General features: G+C 64.4%; 15 protein-coding genes and 1 tRNA gene. 11 read left to right on the top strand and 5 right to left on the bottom strand.

Translation table 11 applies throughout. From position 1 onward, the window contains the following. Nucleotides 1-256: 256 nt before the first annotated feature. The 3 genes from EJI00_RS02645 to EJI00_RS02635 form a co-directional block, all read right to left on the bottom strand. Nucleotides 257-347: transfer RNA gene (locus EJI00_RS02645), tRNA-Ser, on the bottom strand. A gap of 24 nt (nt 348-371) precedes the next feature. After that, a complete protein-coding gene (locus EJI00_RS02640) occupies nt 372-1,301 on the bottom strand; it encodes an SPFH domain-containing protein (protein ID WP_126745910.1) in 930 nt (309 codons plus the stop codon). A gap of 22 nt (nt 1,302-1,323) precedes the next feature. Beyond that, nucleotides 1,324-1,749: an NfeD family protein gene (locus EJI00_RS02635; protein ID WP_126745909.1), complete on the bottom strand. Its 426-nt coding sequence runs from the start codon at nt 1,747-1,749 to the stop codon at nt 1,324-1,326. 108 nt (nt 1,750-1,857) lie between these two features. Between EJI00_RS02635 and EJI00_RS02630 the strand changes: the two genes are divergently transcribed. After that, the gene (locus EJI00_RS02630; protein ID WP_126745908.1) at nt 1,858-4,161 is read left to right on the top strand and encodes an arginine/lysine/ornithine decarboxylase; all 2,304 of its coding nucleotides are present in this window, start codon (nt 1,858-1,860) and stop codon (nt 4,159-4,161) included. Between the two features lie 39 nt (nt 4,162-4,200). On the opposite strand, the gene EJI00_RS02625 is transcribed toward EJI00_RS02630, so the two are convergent. Together EJI00_RS02625 and fabI are read right to left on the bottom strand one after the other, a co-directional pair. Next, nucleotides 4,201-5,052: a DNA ligase gene (locus tag EJI00_RS02625; protein ID WP_126745907.1), complete on the bottom strand. Its 852-nt coding sequence runs from the start codon at nt 5,050-5,052 to the stop codon at nt 4,201-4,203. 55 nt (nt 5,053-5,107) lie between these two features. Next, nucleotides 5,108-5,890, bottom strand: a complete 783-nt coding sequence (gene fabI, locus EJI00_RS02620) for an enoyl-ACP reductase FabI (protein ID WP_126745906.1) — start codon at nt 5,888-5,890, stop codon at nt 5,108-5,110. 37 nt (nt 5,891-5,927) lie between these two features. Here fabI and EJI00_RS02615 point away from each other — a divergent pair, with 37 nt between their 5' ends. The 10 genes from EJI00_RS02615 to rbfA all read left to right on the top strand — a co-directional run bounded on the left by EJI00_RS02615 (nt 5,928) and on the right by rbfA (nt 19,127). After that, nucleotides 5,928-7,739 carry an extracellular solute-binding protein gene (locus EJI00_RS02615; protein ID WP_126745905.1) on the top strand — a complete coding sequence of 604 codons (1,812 nt, stop codon included), beginning with the start codon at nt 5,928-5,930 and terminating at the stop codon, nt 7,737-7,739. 18 nt (nt 7,740-7,757) lie between these two features. Continuing rightward, complete coding sequence (locus EJI00_RS02610) at nt 7,758-8,795, top strand: microcin C ABC transporter permease YejB (protein WP_126745904.1); 1,038 nt, start codon at nt 7,758-7,760, stop codon at nt 8,793-8,795. 7 nt (nt 8,796-8,802) lie between these two features. Then, entirely contained in the window at nt 8,803-9,882 is a 1,080-nt protein-coding gene (locus tag EJI00_RS02605) for an ABC transporter permease (RefSeq protein WP_126745903.1), read from the top strand. Beyond that, nucleotides 9,879-11,510, top strand: a complete 1,632-nt coding sequence (locus EJI00_RS02600) for an ABC transporter ATP-binding protein (RefSeq protein WP_126745902.1) — start codon at nt 9,879-9,881, stop codon at nt 11,508-11,510. Before EJI00_RS02605 ends, EJI00_RS02600 begins: the two co-directional genes overlap by 4 nt. A gap of 18 nt (nt 11,511-11,528) precedes the next feature. Beyond that, a complete protein-coding gene (locus EJI00_RS02595; RefSeq protein ID WP_126745901.1) occupies nt 11,529-12,728 on the top strand; it encodes a YbfB/YjiJ family MFS transporter in 1,200 nt (399 codons plus the stop codon). Between the two features lie 182 nt (nt 12,729-12,910). Next, a complete protein-coding gene (gene rimP, locus EJI00_RS02590) occupies nt 12,911-13,558 on the top strand; it encodes a ribosome maturation factor RimP (RefSeq protein ID WP_126745900.1) in 648 nt (215 codons plus the stop codon). Nucleotides 13,559-13,574: 16 nt separating this feature from the next. Further along, nucleotides 13,575-15,059: a transcription termination factor NusA gene (gene nusA, locus EJI00_RS02585; protein ID WP_126745899.1), complete on the top strand. Its 1,485-nt coding sequence runs from the start codon at nt 13,575-13,577 to the stop codon at nt 15,057-15,059. Between the two features lie 24 nt (nt 15,060-15,083). Then, nucleotides 15,084-18,038, top strand: a complete 2,955-nt coding sequence (gene infB, locus EJI00_RS02580) for a translation initiation factor IF-2 (RefSeq protein WP_126745898.1) — start codon at nt 15,084-15,086, stop codon at nt 18,036-18,038. A 21-nt stretch (nt 18,039-18,059) separates the two neighbouring features. Beyond that, entirely contained in the window at nt 18,060-18,740 is a 681-nt protein-coding gene (lepB, locus tag EJI00_RS02575; protein WP_126745897.1) for a signal peptidase I, read from the top strand. Nucleotides 18,741-18,755: 15 nt separating this feature from the next. Beyond that, the gene (gene rbfA, locus EJI00_RS02570) at nt 18,756-19,127 is read left to right on the top strand and encodes a 30S ribosome-binding factor RbfA (RefSeq protein ID WP_126745896.1); all 372 of its coding nucleotides are present in this window, start codon (nt 18,756-18,758) and stop codon (nt 19,125-19,127) included. The last annotated feature ends 2 nt before the right edge of the window (nt 19,128-19,129 follow it).

The raw sequence follows: 19,129 nt of genomic DNA, 5'->3' as shown, positions 1-19,129 counted from the left end.
CAGGGGGCGGAAGCTGTTGGCAAACCGCCCCGTAGGAGCCCTGCACGGCCTTAATGGCGTGTGCGGTGTGCAGCACGCGCCCAACCTAGCCTGCCCGGTTGCGGCCGGTTGCACGCCCTTGGGCCACACTGGGCGCTCGTCGACTTTGCCAAAGCAAAACATGGGCAAAACCATTGCATGCGGCCCCGCCAAGCCCCCTATGGGCGGCCATGCAACAAAAAGCCCCAGTAGCAGGGCAGCTACTGGGGCCATAGTTTGGCGGAGCAGGCGGGATTCGAACCCGCGGAGGGCTATTAACCCTCACACGCTTTCCAGGCGTGCGACTTAAACCGCTCATCCACCGCTCCTGAGCCTTCGATTGTAGCAGTCGCTCAGGCCGGATTTTGCGGTTTGCCAGCCTGGACCATGCGCATGGCCGAGGCGATGAGTGCCGCCGTTTCGCTCATGTTGCTCGGCACGATCAGCGTGGTCTTGGAATCGGCCGCCACCTTGCCGTAGGCATCGACGGCGCGCTCGGCCACCTTGAGCTGCACGGCCTGTTCGCCACCCGGTTGGCGAATGGCCGCAGCCACGCGCTCGATGGCGTCGGCCGTGGCGGTGGCCACCGCCGTGATCGCGGCCGCCTCGCCCTGGGCGTTGTTGATCTGGGCCTGCTTTTCACCCTCTGAGCGGGCAATGAAAGCCTCGCGTTCGCCGGTGGCGATGTTGATCTGCTCCTGCCGACGGCCTTCGGAGGCGGCGATGAGGGCGCGCTTGCCGCGTTCGGCGGTGATCTGCGCCTGCATGGCGAGCAGAATTTCCTTGGGCGGCGTCAGGTCCTTGATTTCGTAGCGCAGCACTTTCACGCCCCAGTTGAGCGCAGCCTCGTCGATGGCGGCAACCACTTGCGCATTGATGACGTCGCGCTCCTCGAAGGTCTTGTCGAGTTCGAGCTTGCCGATCACGCTGCGCAGCGACGTTTGCGCCAGCTGCGTCACGGCCACGATGTAGTTGGACGAGCCGTAGCTCGCCCGCATCGGGTCGGTCACCTGGAAGTACAGGATGCCGTCGACCTGCAGCTGGGTGTTGTCCCGCGTGATGCAGATCTGGCTGGGCACGTCGAGCGGAATTTCCTTCAGGCTGTGCTTGTAGGCGACCCGGTCGATGAACGGGATCAGGAAGTTGGGGCCCGGCGTCATGGTGCCGTGGTACTTGCCCAGGCGCTCGCGGACCCATGCGTTCTGCTGCGGCACGAACTTGACCGACTGGCTGATGAAGATGATCGCAATGACCAGGATGATGATGGGAACCGAAAATTCCATGATGTTTTCCTCTTAATTCTGACTAAGTCTTCTCGACCACGAGGCGACTGCCGATGACCTCGACGACCCGGTGCTCACCGGTGGATGGAGAGCGACCGGCGCGCTGAACGACGGTCCACTGGGCGCCACGATAGCGCACACTTGCCGTGCCGTCCGGATTCCACGCCTCGATCTGGATCGTTTCGCCGATGTCCAGGTTGATGTCGCGGTTCTCCTGCGTTGGCGGCGCGGCGGGGCGCCTGCGCTGTACGGCATACCAGACCAGCACGGCACCTACGCCGACCACCGCAGCCACGATGAGCTGCATGACGGTGTTCGCCCCCATGTGCGCCGCAACGGCCGCGGCTGCGAAGCCGGTGGCCAGCAGCAACAGGTAAACGGTGCCGGACAGCAACTCGAGCACGATCGCCCCTCCTGCCACAAGCCACCAGATGGTGGAATTCTCCATGTCTTCTCCTCTTTGATGGACGCTCGACATTCTGAGTCAAAAGCTCACGCAATCCTTCATCCGAATTCCGTACACTTCGCGCCTCATTGCCTGTCCGGAGCCCTGCTCATGAAATTTCGCTTCCCCATCGTCATCATCGACGAGGACTTCCGCTCCGAAAACACCTCGGGCCTCGGTATTCGCGCGCTTGCGCAGGCCTTCGAAAGCGAGGGCTTCGAGGTGCTGGGCGTCACGAGCTATGGTGACCTGAGCCAGTTCGCCCAGCAGCAAAGCCGTGCCAGCGCGTTCATCCTGTCGATCGACGACGAGGAATTCACCGTGGGTCCAGACCTGGACCCGGCCGTGCTCAGCCTGCGGAACTTCATTGGCGAGGTGCGGCGCAAGAACGCCGATGTGCCGATCTACATTTACGGCGAAACCAAGACTTCGCGCCATATTCCGAACGACATCTTGCGCGAGCTGCACGGCTTCATCCACATGTTCGAGGACACGCCGGAGTTCGTGGCGCGCCACATCATCCGCGAGGCCAAGAGCTATCTCGAAGGCGTGCAGCCGCCGTTCTTCAAGGCGCTGATCGACTACGCCGAAGACGGCTCGTATTCCTGGCACTGCCCGGGCCACTCGGGCGGCGTGGCGTTCCTGAAGAGCCCGGTGGGCCAGATGTTCCACCAGTTCTTCGGCGAGAACATGCTGCGCGCCGACGTCTGCAACGCGGTGGAAGAACTCGGCCAGCTGCTCGACCACACCGGCCCGGTGGCGGCCAGCGAGCGCAATGCGGCGCGCATCTTCAATGCCGACCATTGCTTCTTCGTGACCAACGGCACCAGCACCAGCAACAAGATGGTGTGGCACCACACGGTGGCGCCCGACGACGTGGTGGTGGTCGACCGCAACTGCCACAAGTCGATCCTGCACGCGATCATCATGACCGGCGCGATTCCGGTGTTCATGAAGCCCACGCGCAACCATTTCGGCATCATCGGCCCGATTCCGAAGAGCGAGTTCGAGCAGAGCGCCATCAAGGCCAAGATCAAGGCCAATCCGCTGCTGGCCGACGTGGACCCGAACAAGGTCAAGCCGCGAGTGATGACGCTCACCCAGTCGACCTACGACGGTGTGATCTACAACACCGAGACCATCAAGAACATGCTCGATGGCTATGTCGACACGCTGCACTTCGACGAGGCTTGGCTGCCGCATGCGGCCTTCCACCCGTTTTATGGCGCCTACCATGCCATGGGCAAGCGCCGCGTGCGCCCGAAGGAATCGCTGGTGTTTGCCACGCAATCGACGCACAAGCTGCTCGCGGGCATCAGCCAGGCCAGCCATGTGCTGGTGCAAGACTCGCAGAACCGCGCGCTCGACCGCGACCTGTTCAACGAGGCCTATCTCATGCACTCGTCGACCAGTCCGCAGTACGCGATCATCGCGAGCTGCGACGTGGCCGCCGCCATGATGGAGCCGCCCGGCGGCACGGCGCTGGTGGAAGAGAGCATTCTCGAGGCGCTCGACTTCCGCCGCGCCATGCGCAAGGTGGAGGAGGAGTTCGGCAAGGACGAATGGTGGTTCAAGGTCTGGGGCCCTGAAAAGCTCGTCGACGAAGGCATCGGCCGCGCCGAAGACTGGATCATGACGGGCGAGAAGAACGGCAAGCCGAGCAAGAGCAAGAAGTCGCCGCGCAACTGGCACGGCTTTGGCGAACTGGCCGACGGCTTCAACATGCTCGACCCGATCAAGTCGACCATCGTGACGCCGGGCCTCGACCTCGAGGGCAACTTTGCCGAGACGGGCATTCCCGCGAGCGTGGTGACCAAGTTCCTCGCCGAGCACGGCGTGATCGTGGAGAAGACCGGGCTCTACAGTTTCTTCATCATGTTCACCATCGGCATCACCAAGGGCCGCTGGAACACGCTGCTCACTGCCCTGCAGCAGTTCAAGGACGACTACGCGCGCAACCAGCCGATGTGGCGCATCCTGCCCGAGTTCTGCCAGCAGCACCCGGGCTACGAACGCCTGGGCCTGCGCGACCTGTGCCAGCACATCCACCAGCTGTACGCACGCTACGACGTGGCGCGCCTCACGACCGAGATGTACCTGAGCGACCTGACGCCGGCCATGAAGCCCAGCGACGCCTTTGCCCACATTGCGCACCGCAAGACCGAGCGCGTGGAAATCGACGAGCTCGAAGGCCGCATCACCACCAGCCTGATCACGCCGTACCCGCCGGGCATTCCGCTGCTCATTCCCGGCGAAGTGTTCAACAAGAAGATCGTTGATTACCTCAAGTTCTCGCGCGAGTTCAACCTGCAGTGCCCGGGCTTCGAGACCGACATCCACGGCTTGGTGGCGCGCATCGACGAAACCGGCAAGAAGCGCTACTACGCGGACTGCGTTGCTGCGTCGAAGAAATAAGAAACGAAGGAAGCACGCGGCGCGCTCAGCGCGCTGCGTTCAAGAGGGCAGGTCGATCCGCGCCCGCATGAAGCGTGCAAACCTCGGCAGGCCGCTGGCGTTCATGCCGTTGAAGCGGTAGGTCACCCAGCTGCCGACCGCTGGCGGATTGTCGCGCTCGGCATCGGTCAGGCCGGTGCCGAGCTTGAAGCGCTTGCCTTCGGGCGTTTCAACCAGCAGCGCACCCAACCGCCCGCTGTGCCTGCCTTTGCCCGGCACATGGCCCACCACGCGGGCGTCGGCGTCTTCATGGGGCTTTACCTTGAGCAGGTCGTTGTTGCGTTCCGCGCGATAGAGCGATCCGCCCCGGTGCAGCATGAGGCCTTCGCCGCCCATCTTCACCGTCTTGTCGAGCAGCGCCTGCAGGTCCGCATGCGTGGTGGCCCGCTCTTGCGGCACGGGCACGACCCAAGGGGCGTCGGTGATCGGCAGCAGCTTGCGCAAGGCCGCGAGCCGCGCCGTGAAATCGCCGCCCTGGCTCGGCAGGTCGAACACCATGAAGCGCACGCTGTGCCAGGCGCTGTCGTTGGGCGTTTGGCTGCGCACCGTGGAAACGGCGTGTGCAAACTGGCCCCGGCCGGCCCACAACTCGCCGTCGAGCGGCTGCTTTGGCAGCGGCGCGGTAAACCAGGCAGGCGCCACCACCGGCTCGCCGCCGCGCGTCCAGAGCCGCTTGCCGTCCCAGTAGCCGCGCACCCCGTCGTACTTTTCGCTGACCCAGTAGTCGGCCAACGACATCCCGGGGCGATAGACCTCGGCCAGCATCAGCGCCGGAGCGGCGCCGCGCGCTGCGGCCGCACCGGCCGCCAGCGCGCCAAGCCCGGCGAGCAGGAAGAAGCGTCGGGTCAGCAAGAAGCGGCAGTCAATCGATGAAGAAGCATTCGACCGAAGTTGGGAACCAGTCCCTTTATTCAGCCATCCCCGCCACGACGTTGCTGAAGCCGCCATCCACGTAGGTGATTTCGGCCGTGACGCCGCTGGCCAGGTCGCTCAGCAGAAAGGCGGCCACGTTGCCGACTTCTTCGATCGTCACGTTGCGGCGGATCGGAGAGGCGTCTGCCACGGCGGACAGCATCTTGCCGAAGCCCTTGATGCCGCTGGCCGCCAGCGTCTTGATGGGGCCGGCACTGATGCCGTTGACCCGCATGCCCTTGGGGCCGAGCGACGCCGCGGCGTAGCGCACCGAAGCTTCGAGCGAGGCCTTGGCCAGGCCCATGGTGTTGTAGTTGGGCAGCGCGCGCTCGGCGCCGAGGTAGGTCAGCGTCAGGAGCGCCGACTTGTCGTTCAGGTAGGGCAGGGCCGCCTTGGCCATGGCGGGAAAGCTGTAGGCGCTGATGTCGTGCGCAATCTTGAAGCCCTCGCGCGAGAGCCCCTCGAGAAAGTCGCCCGCGATGGCTTCGCGCGGTGCAAAGCCGATGCTGTGCACGAAACCGTCGAACTTGGGCCAGGTCTGCGCCAGATCAGCAAAAAGCTTGTCGATCTGAGCGTCGTCACCCACGTCGCAGTCAAAAATCAGCTTGGAGTCGAAATCGGCGGCGAATTCGGTGATACGGTCCTTGAACCGCTCGCCGACATAGCTGAAGGCGAGCTCGGCGCCTTGTTCGTGGCAGGCCTTGGCGATGCCGTAGGCAATGGAGCGATTGCTCAACACGCCGGTGATCAACAGTTTTTTGCCGGAAAGAAAGCCCATGAAGTTGCCTCGTGAAAATCTTGGGCAGAATTCTCGCATGCGGTTTACCTGGGCTTGGTTATTGACGTTGTGCGCGGTTCCCGCATGGGGGGCGCACGGATATGCACTTTGGGACGACCTGAAATACGCGCCCGGCTTCCAGTCGTTCGACTACGTCAACCCCGACGCACCCAAGGGCGGCGAGCTCCGGCTCGTGAGCAACCAGCGCTATTCGACCTTCGACAAGTACAACCCCTTCACCATCAAGGGGGCGCCGCCGGCCTACCTGGACGGGCTGCTGTTCGACTCGCTGCTGACCGGATCGATGGACGAAACCGCTTCGGGCTACGGCCTGCTGGCCGAAGACGTCTCGGTTGCGCCGGACCGCCGCAGCGTCACGTTCCGTCTGCGTCCGGAGGCCCGCTTCCACAACGGCACGCCCGTGGAAGCCGCCGATGTGAAGCACAGCTACGACACGCTGATCGGCCCCTTCACCTCGCCCGGATACAAGACCATGCTGCAGGAGGTGGAGGGCGCCGACGTGCTGGACGCCCGCACCATCCGCTTCCGCTTCAAGACGCCGAACCGCGAACTGCCGTTGATCGTCGGCGGACTTCCCGTCTTCAGCCGTGCCTGGGGCGTGGAGAACGGCAAGGCCAAGCCTTTCGACCAGGTGGTGATGGACATCCCGATCGGTAGCGGGGCCTACAAGATCGGGCCCGTGCGCTTCGGCAAGGACATCACCTATGTGCGCGATCCCAATTACTGGGGGCGCAATCTGGCGGTGAACCGCGGCGCGCAGAACTTCGACCGCATCACCATCAAGATCTACAAGGACAACACGGCCCGCCTGGAGGCGCTGAAGGCCGGGGAGTTCGACATGATGAGCTTCTACTCGGCGGGCGACTGGGCGCGCCGCGTCACGGGCAAGCGCTTCGACTCCGGCGAGCTCATCAAGCGGGAGTTTCCGCACAGGAAGCCTTCCGGGTTCCAGAGCTTCGTGCTGAACAGCCGCCGCGACAAGCTGAGCGACCCGCGCGTGCGCGAGGCGCTGGGCCTGGCGCTGGACTATGAGTGGATGAACCGCCAGATGTTCTACAACGGCTATCCACGCGTGAAGGACCTGTTCGGCAACACCGACTGCGAAGCCCAAGGCTTGCCCTCCGCGGAAGAGAAGGCGCTGCTCGAGCCCTGGCGAGGCAAGATCCCGGAGGCGAGCTTCGGCCCGATGTATGCCCCGCCCACCACGGAAGGCGCCGGGCAGTCGCTGCGCAACAACCTTCGACGCGCCCGCGACCTGCTGAAAGCCGCCGGCTGGGAATACCGGAACGGTGCACTGCGCAACGCAAAGGGCGAGGCAATGACACTGGAATACCTGGACAGCAAGGAAGGCGGCGTGCGCACGGTATCGCCGTGGATGCGCAATCTCGAAAAGCTCGGCATCTCATTGAACTTCGCGCCGGTCGACTTCGCGCTCTACCAGGAGCGCCTCGACCGGTTCGAGTTCGACATCACCACCATCAACTTTCCGGGCACCAACAATCCGGGCCAGCAGCTCCTCGAGATCTTCGGCAGCAAGGCCGCCAAGACGGAGAGCTCGGGCAACTACATGGGCGTGTCCACGCCCGCGGTCGACGCGCTGCTGAAGCAAATCGTGGAAGCAGACAGCAAGGCCGAGCTTCTGCCCGCGTGCCGCGCGCTGGACCGGGTGGTCATGCACAGCCACTACCTGATTCCCCAATGGACGCTGACGTCGCACCGGGTCACCTACGACGACCGCCGGCTGGCGTTCAAGGCCCCGATGCCGCCGTATGCCGGTGCCGAAGCCTGGGTCATGGGAACCTGGTGGGCCAAGCCGCAGAAACAATAGAAGAGAAGGAAACGAACCGTGCTCTCCTATGTACTCAAGCGGCTGTTGCTGTTCATACCCACGCTGCTGGGCGTCTTGCTGGTCACTTTCCTCGTGATCCAGTTCGTGCCGGGTGGGCCGGTAGAGCAATACCTGGCCGAGGCAAAAACAGCGGGTGCCGGCGGCGGGGGCGGTTTCGAATCGGGCGGCGGTTCCTACCGGGGCAACCAGGGTGTCGATCCGAAGCGGCTCGAACAGATCAAGGCGCTCTACGGCTTCGACAAGCCGCCGCATGAGCGCCTGTGGCAGATGCTCGGCCAGTTCGCGCGCTTCGATCTCGGCAGGAGCTTCTTCCAGAACAAGGATGTGTGGACGCTGATTCTCGAGAAGCTGCCGGTGTCGATCAGCCTGGGCCTATGGACGTTCTTCATCAGCTACGGTGTCGCGGTGCCGCTGGGCGTCGCCAAGGCGGTCAGGGCGGGAACGCGCTTCGACCTGATCAGCACGCTCATCGTGCTCATCGGCTATGCCATTCCGGGCTTTGTGCTCGGGGTGGCGCTGCTGGTAATTTTCGGCGGGCAGCTTCAGTGGTTTCCATTGCGAGGATTGACCTCGTCCAACTGGGATGAGCTGAGCTGGGGCGCCCGCATCGTCGACTACCTCTGGCACATCACGCTGCCCGTCACCGCCATGGTGCTCGGCAGCTTTGCGGTGACGGCCATGCTCACCAAGAACGCTTTTCTCGAAGAAATCCGCAAGCAATACGTTCTCACCGCCCGCGCCAAGGGGCTGGGTGAGCGGCAGGTGCTGTGGAAGCATGTGTTCCGCAATGCGCTCATCCCGATCATCACGGGCTTGCCATCGGCCTTCATCGGCGCGTTCTTCGCGGGCTCGCTGCTCATCGAAACGCTGTTCTCTCTCGACGGGTTGGGCCTGCTCGGCTATGAGAGCGTGATACGGCGCGACTACCCGGTGGTGCTCGGCACCCTGTACCTCTTCACGCTGATCGGCCTGGTGACCAAGCTGATTTCCGATCTCTGTTATGTCTGGGTGGACCCGCGTGTCAAATTCGACTGAAAGCGCGATGTCCGTCGCGCTGCCGGCTGGCCTGAATGCCAAGGCGGTGCCCACTAGCACGGCGCATGTTTCTCCCAGCCGCCGTGCGTGGATACGCTTCAAGCGCAACCGGCTCGGCTACTGGAGCCTGGTGATCTTCACCGCGATGGTGGTGCTGAGCCTGTTTGCAGAAGTGCTCTCTACCGACAAGCCGCTGGTGTTGCGCTATGAAGGGCGCACCTATTTCCCGGTGTTGCGCGACTACTCCGAGAAGACATTCGGCGGCGATTTCGAAACACCTGCCGACTACCTCGATCCCTTCATTCGCGAGCGCATCACGCAAGGTGGCAACTGGGCGATCTACGCGCCCAATCCTTACGGACCGAAAACGCTCAACTACTTCGCCAAGGCGCCGAGTCCGGCGGCTCCCACGGGTGACAACTTCTTCGGCACGGATGACCGCGGGCGCGACCTCTTGGCACAGCTGATCTACGGTTTTCGCGTGAGCGTGCTGTTCGGCCTGGCGCTCACCGCCATCGGCACGGTGCTCGGCGTGATCGCGGGCGCGGTCCAGGGCTATTTCGCCGGCAAGGTCGACCTGGCGTTCCAGCGCTTCATCGAGATATGGAGCTCGATGCCCGAGCTGTACCTGCTGATCATCTTCAGCGCAATCTTCGCGCCAAGCGTCGCGTTGTTGCTGATCTTGCTCAGCCTGTTCGGGTGGATGGGCTTGGCCGACTACGTGCGCGCCGAGTTCCTGCGCAACCGCCAGATGGACTACGTGCGCGCCGCCCGCGCCTTGGGTGTCGGCAACCTGCAGATCATGTGGCGCCACATCCTGCCCAACAGCATGGTGCCGGTCGTTACCTTCCTGCCGTTTCGCATGAGCGCGGCCATCCTGGCGTTGACCTCGCTCGACTTTCTTGGGCTTGGCGTGCCGCCGGGCACGCCGTCGCTCGGCGAACTGCTGAGCCAGGGCAAGGCCAACATCGATGCCTGGTGGATTTCGCTTTCCACTTTCGGGGTGCTGGTCGTCACGCTGATGCTGCTGACCTTCATGGGCGACGCGCTGCGCGATGCGCTCGATCCACGAAAGGCCGACAAATGAGCGAAATGCCCCATCAGCCGCTGCTCGACGTAAAAGGCCTGCGCGTCGCCTTCGGTGGCAAGAGCGTGGTGCACGGCGTCGACTTCCGCATCGCCGCGGGCGAAAAGCTCGCACTTGTCGGCGAATCGGGCTCGGGCAAGACAGTCACGGCCCTGTCGCTGCTGCGGCTGGCGCAGAACGCCGAAGTGACCGGCTCCGCCAAGCTGTCCGACGCGCGGGGCGGCGCGAATGCGCGCGATCTGTTGTCGATTCCGGAGGGGGAGTTGCGCGGCATTCGCGGCAAGGAGATCGCGATGATCTTCCAGGAGCCGATGACGGCGCTCAATGCGCTCTACAGCGTGGGCGACCAGATTGCCGAGGTGCTCGAACTGCACGAAGGGCTTTCCGCGCGGGACGCGCAGGCGGCTACCGTCCAGCTGCTTGCCGACACCGGAATTCCCGAGCCGGAGCGCCGGGCGAGGTCGTTTCCGCACCAGCTTTCGGGCGGCCAGCGCCAGCGCGCCATGATCGCGATGGCGCTCGCCTGCAAGCCGCGCCTGCTGCTGGCGGACGAGCCGACCACCGCGCTCGACGTCACGGTGCGGGCGCAAATCCTCGAATTGCTTGCCGACCTTCAGCGCAAGCACGGCATGGCCGTGCTGTTGATCACGCACGACCTCAATCTGGTGCGCCGGTTTGCCGACCGCGTCGCCGTGATGGAAAACGGCCATATCGTCGAGCATGGCGCTGTCGGCACCGTGTTCGAAGCGCCGCAGCATGCCTACACGCGCAAGCTGATCGACAGCCATCCGGAGCGCGACGTCTCCGCGGTGACCGTGGGCGCGGATGCGAAGCCGGTGCTCGAGGCCAAGGGCCTGCGAGTGAGCTATCCGGTGTCCAGGCCGGGCATTGCGGGCTGGTTCCGCAAGGGTGAATTCATCGCGGTGGAGAACGCCGATTTCCGCATCGCGCCGGGCGAAACACTGGGCGTGGTTGGCGAATCCGGTTCGGGTAAATCCACGCTGGCGCTGGCCGCGCTCGGCCTGTTGAAGTACGGCGGCGCGCTGAAGGTGGACGGCAAGGGGTGGGCGGTCGACCAGGCGTCGGACCTGGCTCTGCGCCGGGTCATGCAGGTGGTTTTCCAGGACCCGTTTTCTTCGCTCTCGCCCCGCATGACGGTTGAGCAGATCGTAGGGGAGGGGCTGCGCGTGCACGCACCCGAACTGGGCACGGTGCAGCGGCGGGCGCGAGCTCTTGCAGCATTGGCCGACGTGGGGCTGAGCGAGGCGCAGTTTCCGTCGTTGCTCGACCGCTATCCGCACGAGTTTTCGGGCGGACAGCGCCAGCGGCTCGCAATTGCGCGCGCATTGATCGTAGATCCGCAACTGCTGGTGCTCGACGAGCCGACCAGCGCGCTCGACGTCACGATCCAGAAGCAGGTGCTGGGTTTGCTCCAGCGCCTTCAGCGCGAGCGGGGCCTGAGCTATTTGCTCATCACGCACGACGTCGAGGTGATCCGCGCCATGGCGCACCAGGTCATCGTGATGAAGGACGGTGCCATCCTCGAAGGCGGCCCGGTCGGGCGCGTGCTCGATGCACCCGAGCACCCCTATACAAAGAAACTGGTGGCTGCGGCGCTGCTGGAATAACAACGGAACTGAAGAAAAATGTCGGGAGTCGGACAAAACCGGCGCGGTGCCTGGCGCGCCGCGCTGGCCTGCATGGTCACTTTGGCTGTGGCCATGGGTCTGGGGCGATTCGCCTTCACGCCCATGCTGCCGATCATGCTGCACGAGGGAAAGCTGCAGCTCGAGGCCGGAGGCGTGCTGGCTTCACTCAATTACCTGGGTTACTTTTTGGGCGCGGTCAGTTGCGCGGCCATCGGCATCAAGGCCAAGAGCATGGTGCGCGGCGGCTTGGCCGCTACGGCCGTCTTGCTGGTCGGCATGGGCGTGCTTCACAGCTTCACCAGCTGGGGCATCCTGCGCGCGGCAGCCGGCGTGATGAGCGCCTGGGTTTTCGTCTTTGCATCTGGGTGGGGCCTCCGGCGATTGGCCGAAACCAATTCCCCGGCACTGGCTGGCGTGATCTACACGGGGCCGGGCATCGGCATCGCCATGACCGGCCTGCTCGGCGGCGCATTGGGCGGCTGGGGCTCGGAAGCAGGGTGGATCGGTCTGGGCGTGCTCGCGCTGGTGCTTGTGGCGCTGATCTGGCGGATTTTTGATGACGGCGACCTGCCCGCCGCCAGCGGTTCCACGGCGGCACCTCCTGCGGCAGCCGGGCCGGCTGCCTCGGCGTCGGCGCGCAGCGACGCGATCTGGCTGGTTGCGCTGTACGGCCTGGCCGGCTTCGGCTACATCATCACCGCCACGTTCCTGCCGGTGATCGCCCGCCAGGCCCTGCCGGGCTCGCCCTGGCCCGACTTCTTCTGGCCGCTGTTCGGGCTGGCCATCATTCCAGGCGCGCTGATCGGCGCCCGCGCGCCCATCCACTGGGACAACCGGTTGCTTCTGGCCGTGGCCTATGCGCTGCAGGCGCTGGGCGTGGTGCTGTCGGTCGCATGGCCGACGATCACGGGCTTTGCCCTTGGGAGCCTGCTGCTCGGCATGCCGTTCACGGCCATCACGCTTTTTGCCATGCGAGATGCCCGCCGCTTGCGGGGCAATGCCGCTGCCGGGCTGATCGGCTACGCGACGGCTTCCTATGGGGTGGGGCAGATCATCGGGCCGCTGTTTGCGGCGCCTTTGGCTCAGCGAACCGGCTCTTTTCAGCTGCCGCTGCTGGTGGCGGCAGCTGCGCTGGCGCTTGGCTCGGTGCTGTTTGCACTGGTCTGGTCCAGATCCCGGCGCCGGCAGGCGTTTTGAGCCGCTCCCGCCGCTTCATTTATCACAGGAATAGCATATAATTCGAGGCTCACGACCAAACGGGCGGGTACCAACCGCCCGTTTTTTTTGGCCTATGCATTTTCAATGCGTGGCATCCGTGGCGGGCGGTTGGCGCGTACAAGCATTTCGCACAGGCATTTTTACAAGGCGTTTTCAAACACGTGGCATTGCAGCAGATTGTGGAACAAACCGTAGCCGGACTTGGCTACGACCTGGTCGAGATCGAACGCTCGGCCGGGGGATTGCTGCGCGTGACGATTGATTTGCCCTGGACGGCCCCCACATCGGAAGCTGTGGCTGCCGGTATTCCCGAGCCTTTCGTGACCGTCGAAGATTGCGAAAAGGTCACGCGGCAGCTGCAATTTGCGCTCGAGGTCGATGGTGTCGATTACAAGCGGCTCGAGGTTTCCTCGCCGGGTATTGACCGTCCGCTGCGCAATGAGCAGGATTTCGAGCGTTTCGTGGGCGAGGTGATCGACATCACGCTCAAGGCGCCGATGGGTGCCGCGGCGGCGGGGCAGGTGTCTGCCACCCGCAAGAAGTTTCGCGGCACGCTCGAGCGCGCTGAAAAGGCGGAGGGGGCCGACGGAGCCCCGGGCTGGCAAATCGTCTGGAGCGATGCGCCCGAGCCCAAGCCGGGTCAAAAAGTGAGCAAGAAGCGCGCGCCTGCAAAGTTGCATGCGCTCGGCTTCGTGCTGGACGAGCTGCGCGATGCGCGGCTCGCGCCAATTGTGGATTTCAAGGGCCGCAGGGCCAAAACCCAACCGGGTTTTTCGGATATTGACGACGGAACGAATGTTCCGGACTGACCAGAGGAGTGGTGGCATGAATCGCGAAATGTTGATGTTGGTGGATGCGATCTCGCGCGAGAAGAACGTCGAGCGCGACGTGGTTTTCGGCGCAGTCGAGTCCGCACTGGCGCAGGCCACCAAGAAGCTCCATCAGGGCGACGTGGACATCCGCGTCTCGGTCGACCGCGACAGCGGCGACTATGAAACCTTCCGCCGCTGGCACGTCGTTCCGGACGAGGCCGGCCTGCAGCTGCCCGACCAGGAGATCCTCCTGTTCGAAGCCCGGGAAGAAATGCCCGACATCGAGGTCGACGAATACATCGAGGAAGCGGTTGAATCCGTGCCCATCGGCCGTATCGGCGCGATGGCGGCCAAGCAGGTCATCCTGCAGAAGATCCGCGACGCCGAGCGCGAGATGCTGCTCAACGACTTCATGTCGCGCGGCGACAAGATCTTTGTGGGCACCGTCAAGCGCCTGGACAAGGGCGACATCATCGTGGAGGCTGGCCGCGTCGAAGGGCGCCTGCGCCGCAGCGAGATGATCTCCAAGGAAAACCTGCGCAACGGCGACCGCGTGCGGGCCATGATCATGGAGGTCGACCTGACGCTGCGCGGCGCGCCGATCATCCTGTCGCGCTCGGCGCCCGAGTTCATGATCGAGCTGTTCCGCCAGGAAGTGCCCGAAATCGAACAAGGCCTGCTCGAAATCAAGAGCTGCGCCCGCGACCCGGGTTCGCGCGCCAAGATCGCCGTGCTCTCGCATGACAAGCGTGTCGACCCGATCGGCACCTGTGTCGGCGTGCGCGGCACGCGTGTCAACGCCGTCACCAACGAGCTCGCCGGCGAGCGCGTCGATATCGTGCTGTGGAGCGAAGACCCGGCCCAGTTCGTGATCGGTGCCCTGGCTCCGGCCAACGTGTCGTCGATCGTGGTCGATGAGGAAAAGCACGCCATGGACGTGGTGGTCGACGAGGAAAACCTCGCCATCGCCATCGGCCGCGGCGGCCAGAACGTGCGCCTGGCTTCCGACCTCACCGGCTGGAAGATCAACATCATGGACGCCAACGAGTCTGCGCAGAAGCAGGCCGTCGAGACCGATGCCAGCCGCAAGCTCTTCATGGAAAAGCTCGACGTCGACGAGGAAATCGCCGACATCCTGATCTCCGAAGGCTTCAACAGCCTCGAGGAAGTGGCCTATGTGCCGATCTCCGAAATGCTGGAGATCGAAGCTTTCGACGAAGACACCATCAACGAGCTGCGCACGCGCGCCAAGGATGCGCTGTTGACCATGGAAATCGCCAAGGAAGAGGGCGTCGAGACCGTCTCGCAGAATCTGCGCGACCTCGAAGGCCTCGACCCCGAGCTGATTCCCAAGCTGGCCGAGGCGGGTGTGCACACCCGCGACGACCTCGCCGACCTCGCGGTCGATGAACTCACCGAGATCACCGGCCACAGCGCCGATGACGCCAAAGCCCTCATCTTGAAAGCCCGCGAACATTGGTTCGCCGGCCAAGAGTGACGGTCATGGAGGCACGAAACCAATATGTCCAGTACCACTGTCGCCGAGTTCGCGAACGAGCTCAAGAAGACTCCCGAAACCTTGCTTGACCAGCTCAAGAGCGCAGGCGTGCCCAAAGCGGCACCCACCGATGCACTCACCGAGGCTGACAAGCAGCGCCTGCTCGGCTTTCTCAAAGCCAGCCACGGCACCGCCGAGCCCGAGCGCAAGAAGATCACGCTGACGAAAAAGTCGACCAGCGAGATCAAGCAGGCCGACGCCACCGGCCGCGCCCGCACCATCCAGGTCGAAGTGCGCAAGAAGCGCACCTTCATCCAGCGCGACGACGGCCACCCCGCCGTGCCCGAGGCGCAACCCGTGGCCGAAGCGTCCGCCGCGGCACCCGCCGCACCCCGCATCGACGAGGCCGAACTGGCCCGCCGCGAGGAAGAGGCGCGCCGCCAGGCCGAGCTGATCCGCCGCCAGGAAGAAGAGCTGGCCGAGAAGCGCCGCCTGCGCGAAGAAGCCGAAGCCCGCGAACGCGAACAGGCGGAAAAGGCCGAGCGCGCCGAACAGGCCGAGCAGGAAGCCGCCCGCATCGCCGCCGAGAAGAAGGCCGCTGCCGAAGCCGCCGCCGCGCCCGCCAAGGAAGCGGCCAAGCCTGTGGCAGCACCTGCTGCCGCCGCAGCCGCTGCCGCGGAGCAGCAAGCCGCAGACACCAAGCTGGCCGCCCAGACCGCCGCCACGCAAGCCAAGGAAGACGCGAAGGCCAAAGCCGCCGCTGAATCGAAGGCCCGTGCCGACGAGGAAGCCGCCCGCGCCAAGGACCTCGATGAGCGTCGCCGCAAGGCACTCGCCGAAGCCGAAGCCATTCGCGCGATGATGAACGCACCGGCCCGCGTGCTGGTGCCGCACAAGGCGCCCGAGAAGCCGCAGCCCGAAAAGGCCGCGGTCAAGGGCACGCTGCACAAGCCGGCCGCGCCCGCGGCTCGCCCCGGAGCGCCTGCCGCAGCCGGCGCTCCCGCAGCGCCTGGCGCCGCCGGTGCCGGCAAGGAAGTCAAGTCGGCCAAGCTCTCGTCGAGCTGGGCTGGCGATCCTGCCAAGAAGAAGGAAATCAAGACCCGCGGCGATGCCAGCGGTGGTGTCGGCCGCGGCAACTGGCGCGGAGGCCCGCGTGGCCGCCGTGGCAGCAACGACCGTGGAGGCCACGAAGAGCATGTGCAGGCCGCGCCGGTCGAGGCACGCATTCTTGAAGTGCACGTGCCCGAAACCATCACGGTGGCCGAGCTCGCGCACAAGATGGCCGTCAAGGCGCAGGAAGTCATCAAGCAGCTCATGAAGCTGGGCCAGATGGCGACCATCAACCAGTCGCTCGACCAGGACACCGCCATGATCCTGGTGGAGGAAATGGGCCACAACGCGGTCGTTGCCGCGCTGGACGACCCGGAGGCCTTCACCGACGAGGACGTGGGCGCGCAAACCGCCGAAGCCCTGCCGCGCGCACCGGTCGTGACCGTCATGGGCCACGTCGACCACGGCAAGACCTCGTTGCTGGACTACATCCGCCGTGCCAAGGTTGCCGCGGGCGAAGCCGGCGGCATTACGCAGCACATTGGTGCGTACCACGTGCAAACCGAACGCGGCATGGTGTCGTTCCTCGACACCCCGGGTCACGAGGCCTTCACGGCCATGCGTGCCCGCGGTGCGCAGGCCACCGACATCGTCATCCTGGTGGTGGCGGCCGACGACGGCGTCATGCCGCAGACCAAGGAAGCCATCAAGCACGCGAAAGCTGCTGGTGTGCCGATCGTGGTTGCCATCAACAAGATCGACAAGCCCGACGCCAGCCCGGACCGCGTGAAGCAGGAACTGGTGGCCGAGGAAGTCGTGCCTGAAGAATACGGCGGCGACGTGCCGTTCGTGCCGGTGTCCGCCAAGACGGGCCAGGGCATCGACGACCTGCTCGAACAGGTGCTGCTGCAGGCCGAAGTGCTGGAACTCAAGGCGCCGGTGGATGCCGCCGCCAAGGGCCTGGTCATCGAGGCTCAGCTCGACAAGGGCCGCGGCCCGGTCGCGACCGTGCTGGTTCAGTCCGGCACGCTCAAGACCGGCGACGTGGTGCTGGCCGGCTCGACCTATGGTCGCGTGCGCGCCATGCTCGACGAAGACGGCCGGACCATCAAGACCGCGGGTCCGTCGATTCCGGTCGAGATCCAGGGCCTGACCGAAGTGCCGCAAGCGGGCGACGAGTTCATGGTGATGAGCGACGAGCGCCGTGCGCGCGAAATCGCGACCTACCGTGCCGGCAAGTTCCGCAACACCAAGCTGGCGAAGGCTCAGGCTGCGAACCTGCAGAACATGTTCACCGACCTTTCGGCCGGCGAAGTGCAGACGCTGCGCATCATCATCAAGGCCGACGTTCAGGGCTCGCAGGAAGCACTGGCCCAGTCGCTGCTCAAGCTGGCGAACGAAGAGGTCAAGGTGCAGATCGTGTACGCCGGCGTCGGCGGCATCAGCGAAAGCGACATCAACCTCGCCATCGCCTCCAAGGCCATCGTGATCGGCTTCAACGTGCGTGCCGATGCCGGTGCGCGCAAGCTGGCCGAAGGCAATGGCGTGCAGCTGAACTACTACAGCATCATTTACGACGCTGTGGACGAGATCAAGGTTGCGATGTCGGGCATGCTGGCACCGGAGCGCCGCGAGGAAATCATCGGCTCGGCCGAGATCCGCACGGTGTTCGTGGCCTCGAAGATCGGTACGGTCGCGGGTTCGTACATCACCTCGGGTTCGGTCAACCGCAGTGCGCATTTCCGCCTGCTGCGCGACAACGTGGTGATCTACACCGGCGAGGTCGACTCGATCAAGCGCATGAAGGACGATGTTCGCGAAGTCCGCGAAGGCTTCGAGTGCGGTATCAAGCTCAAGAACTACAACGACATCAAAGAGGGCGATCAGCTCGAATTCTTCGAAATCAAGGAGATCGCTCGTACGCTGTAAGGCGCACGAGAGGCATCGATCATGTCGCGACTCACGCAACTATGGCGCCAGCAGAAGGGCCTCGTGCTCTTCATCGGCCTCATGCTCGTGTTCCGTTCGGCTGCGGCCGACTGGAACTACGTGCCGTCGTCCTCGATGAATCCCACGCTGTGGGCCGGGGATCGGGTTGTGGTCAACAAGCTGGCTTATAGCCTCCGGGTTCCGTTCACGCTGCACCAGGTGGTGCGCTGGAGCGAGCCCGCGCGCGGCGATGTCATCACCTTCGATTCTCCGGCCGACGGGGTGAACCTGATCAAGCGGGTGGTTGCGCGTGGTGGCGACACGGTGTCGATGTGGGACAACGTTCTCATCATCAATGGCACGCCGGTGAAGCGCACGCTGGTCGAGGAGTCCCGGCCCGTACCCACTGAAATGGGCGTGCTGGACGAAGAGATCTGGCGCGAGCATCGCGCGAGTTCCGACATCGAGGTCGCACGGCTGCCAGCCTTCAATCACTCCAGGAGCTTTGCACCGGTGACGGTGCCCAAGGGCTTCGTCATGGTGATGGGTGACAACCGGGACAACAGCAACGACTCGCGCTTCATCGGTTTCATCGACGAAAACCGCATCACCGGAAAAGCCGAACGCGTCGTCATGTCGCACGACCCTTCCGCTCTTTATTTGCCGCGCAGCGATCGCTGGTGGTTGCCACTGCATCTCTGACAAGCGATATCCACTGTGCCCAAAAGAAAAGCAGCAGCCCCAAACCGCGCCTTCAAGGTCGCCGACCAGATCCAGCGCGATCTGACGGAGCTGATCGCGCGCGAGTTGAAGGACCCGCGCGTGGGCATGGTCACGATCCAGGCGGTCGAGGTCACGCCCGACTATGCGCATGCGAAGGTGTTCTTCAGCGTGCTCACGGGCGACGTGGACGAAACCACCGAAGCGCTGAACCAGGCCGCGGGGTTCCTGCGCAACGGCCTGTTCAAGCGCCTGCACATCCACACCGTGCCGACGCTGCACTTCCTGTTCGACCGCACCACCGAGCGTGCGGCCGACATGAATGCGCTCATTGCGCAGGCCGTTGCTTCGCGTTCGAAAGACGACTAGCC

Origin of the sequence: Variovorax sp. DXTD-1 (assembly GCF_003984625.1) — a bacterium.
GTDB lineage: Bacteria > Pseudomonadota > Gammaproteobacteria > Burkholderiales > Burkholderiaceae_C > Variovorax.
Note: the sequence above shows the minus strand (reverse complement) of the source record. Positions and strands in the feature narration are given on the sequence as shown.

Excerpts from the sequence above, each read along its gene's own strand:
- EJI00_RS02640 (WP_126745910.1), bottom strand. The coding sequence starts at position 1,301 with ATGGAATTTTCGGTTCCCATCATCATCCTGGTCATTGCGATCATCTTC.
- EJI00_RS02635 (WP_126745909.1), bottom strand. The coding sequence starts at position 1,749 with ATGGAGAATTCCACCATCTGGTGGCTTGTGGCAGGAGGGGCGATCGTG.
- EJI00_RS02630 (WP_126745908.1), top strand. The coding sequence starts at position 1,858 with ATGAAATTTCGCTTCCCCATCGTCATCATCGACGAGGACTTCCGCTCC.
- fabI (WP_126745906.1), bottom strand. The coding sequence starts at position 5,890 with ATGGGCTTTCTTTCCGGCAAAAAACTGTTGATCACCGGCGTGTTGAGC.
- EJI00_RS02615 (WP_126745905.1), top strand. The coding sequence starts at position 5,928 with ATGCGGTTTACCTGGGCTTGGTTATTGACGTTGTGCGCGGTTCCCGCA.
- EJI00_RS02605 (WP_126745903.1), top strand. The coding sequence starts at position 8,803 with ATGTCCGTCGCGCTGCCGGCTGGCCTGAATGCCAAGGCGGTGCCCACT.
- EJI00_RS02600 (WP_126745902.1), top strand. The coding sequence starts at position 9,879 with ATGAGCGAAATGCCCCATCAGCCGCTGCTCGACGTAAAAGGCCTGCGC.
- EJI00_RS02595 (WP_126745901.1), top strand. The coding sequence starts at position 11,529 with ATGTCGGGAGTCGGACAAAACCGGCGCGGTGCCTGGCGCGCCGCGCTG.
- nusA (WP_126745899.1), top strand. The coding sequence starts at position 13,575 with ATGAATCGCGAAATGTTGATGTTGGTGGATGCGATCTCGCGCGAGAAG.
- infB (WP_126745898.1), top strand. The coding sequence starts at position 15,084 with ATGTCCAGTACCACTGTCGCCGAGTTCGCGAACGAGCTCAAGAAGACT.
- lepB (WP_126745897.1), top strand. The coding sequence starts at position 18,060 with ATGTCGCGACTCACGCAACTATGGCGCCAGCAGAAGGGCCTCGTGCTC.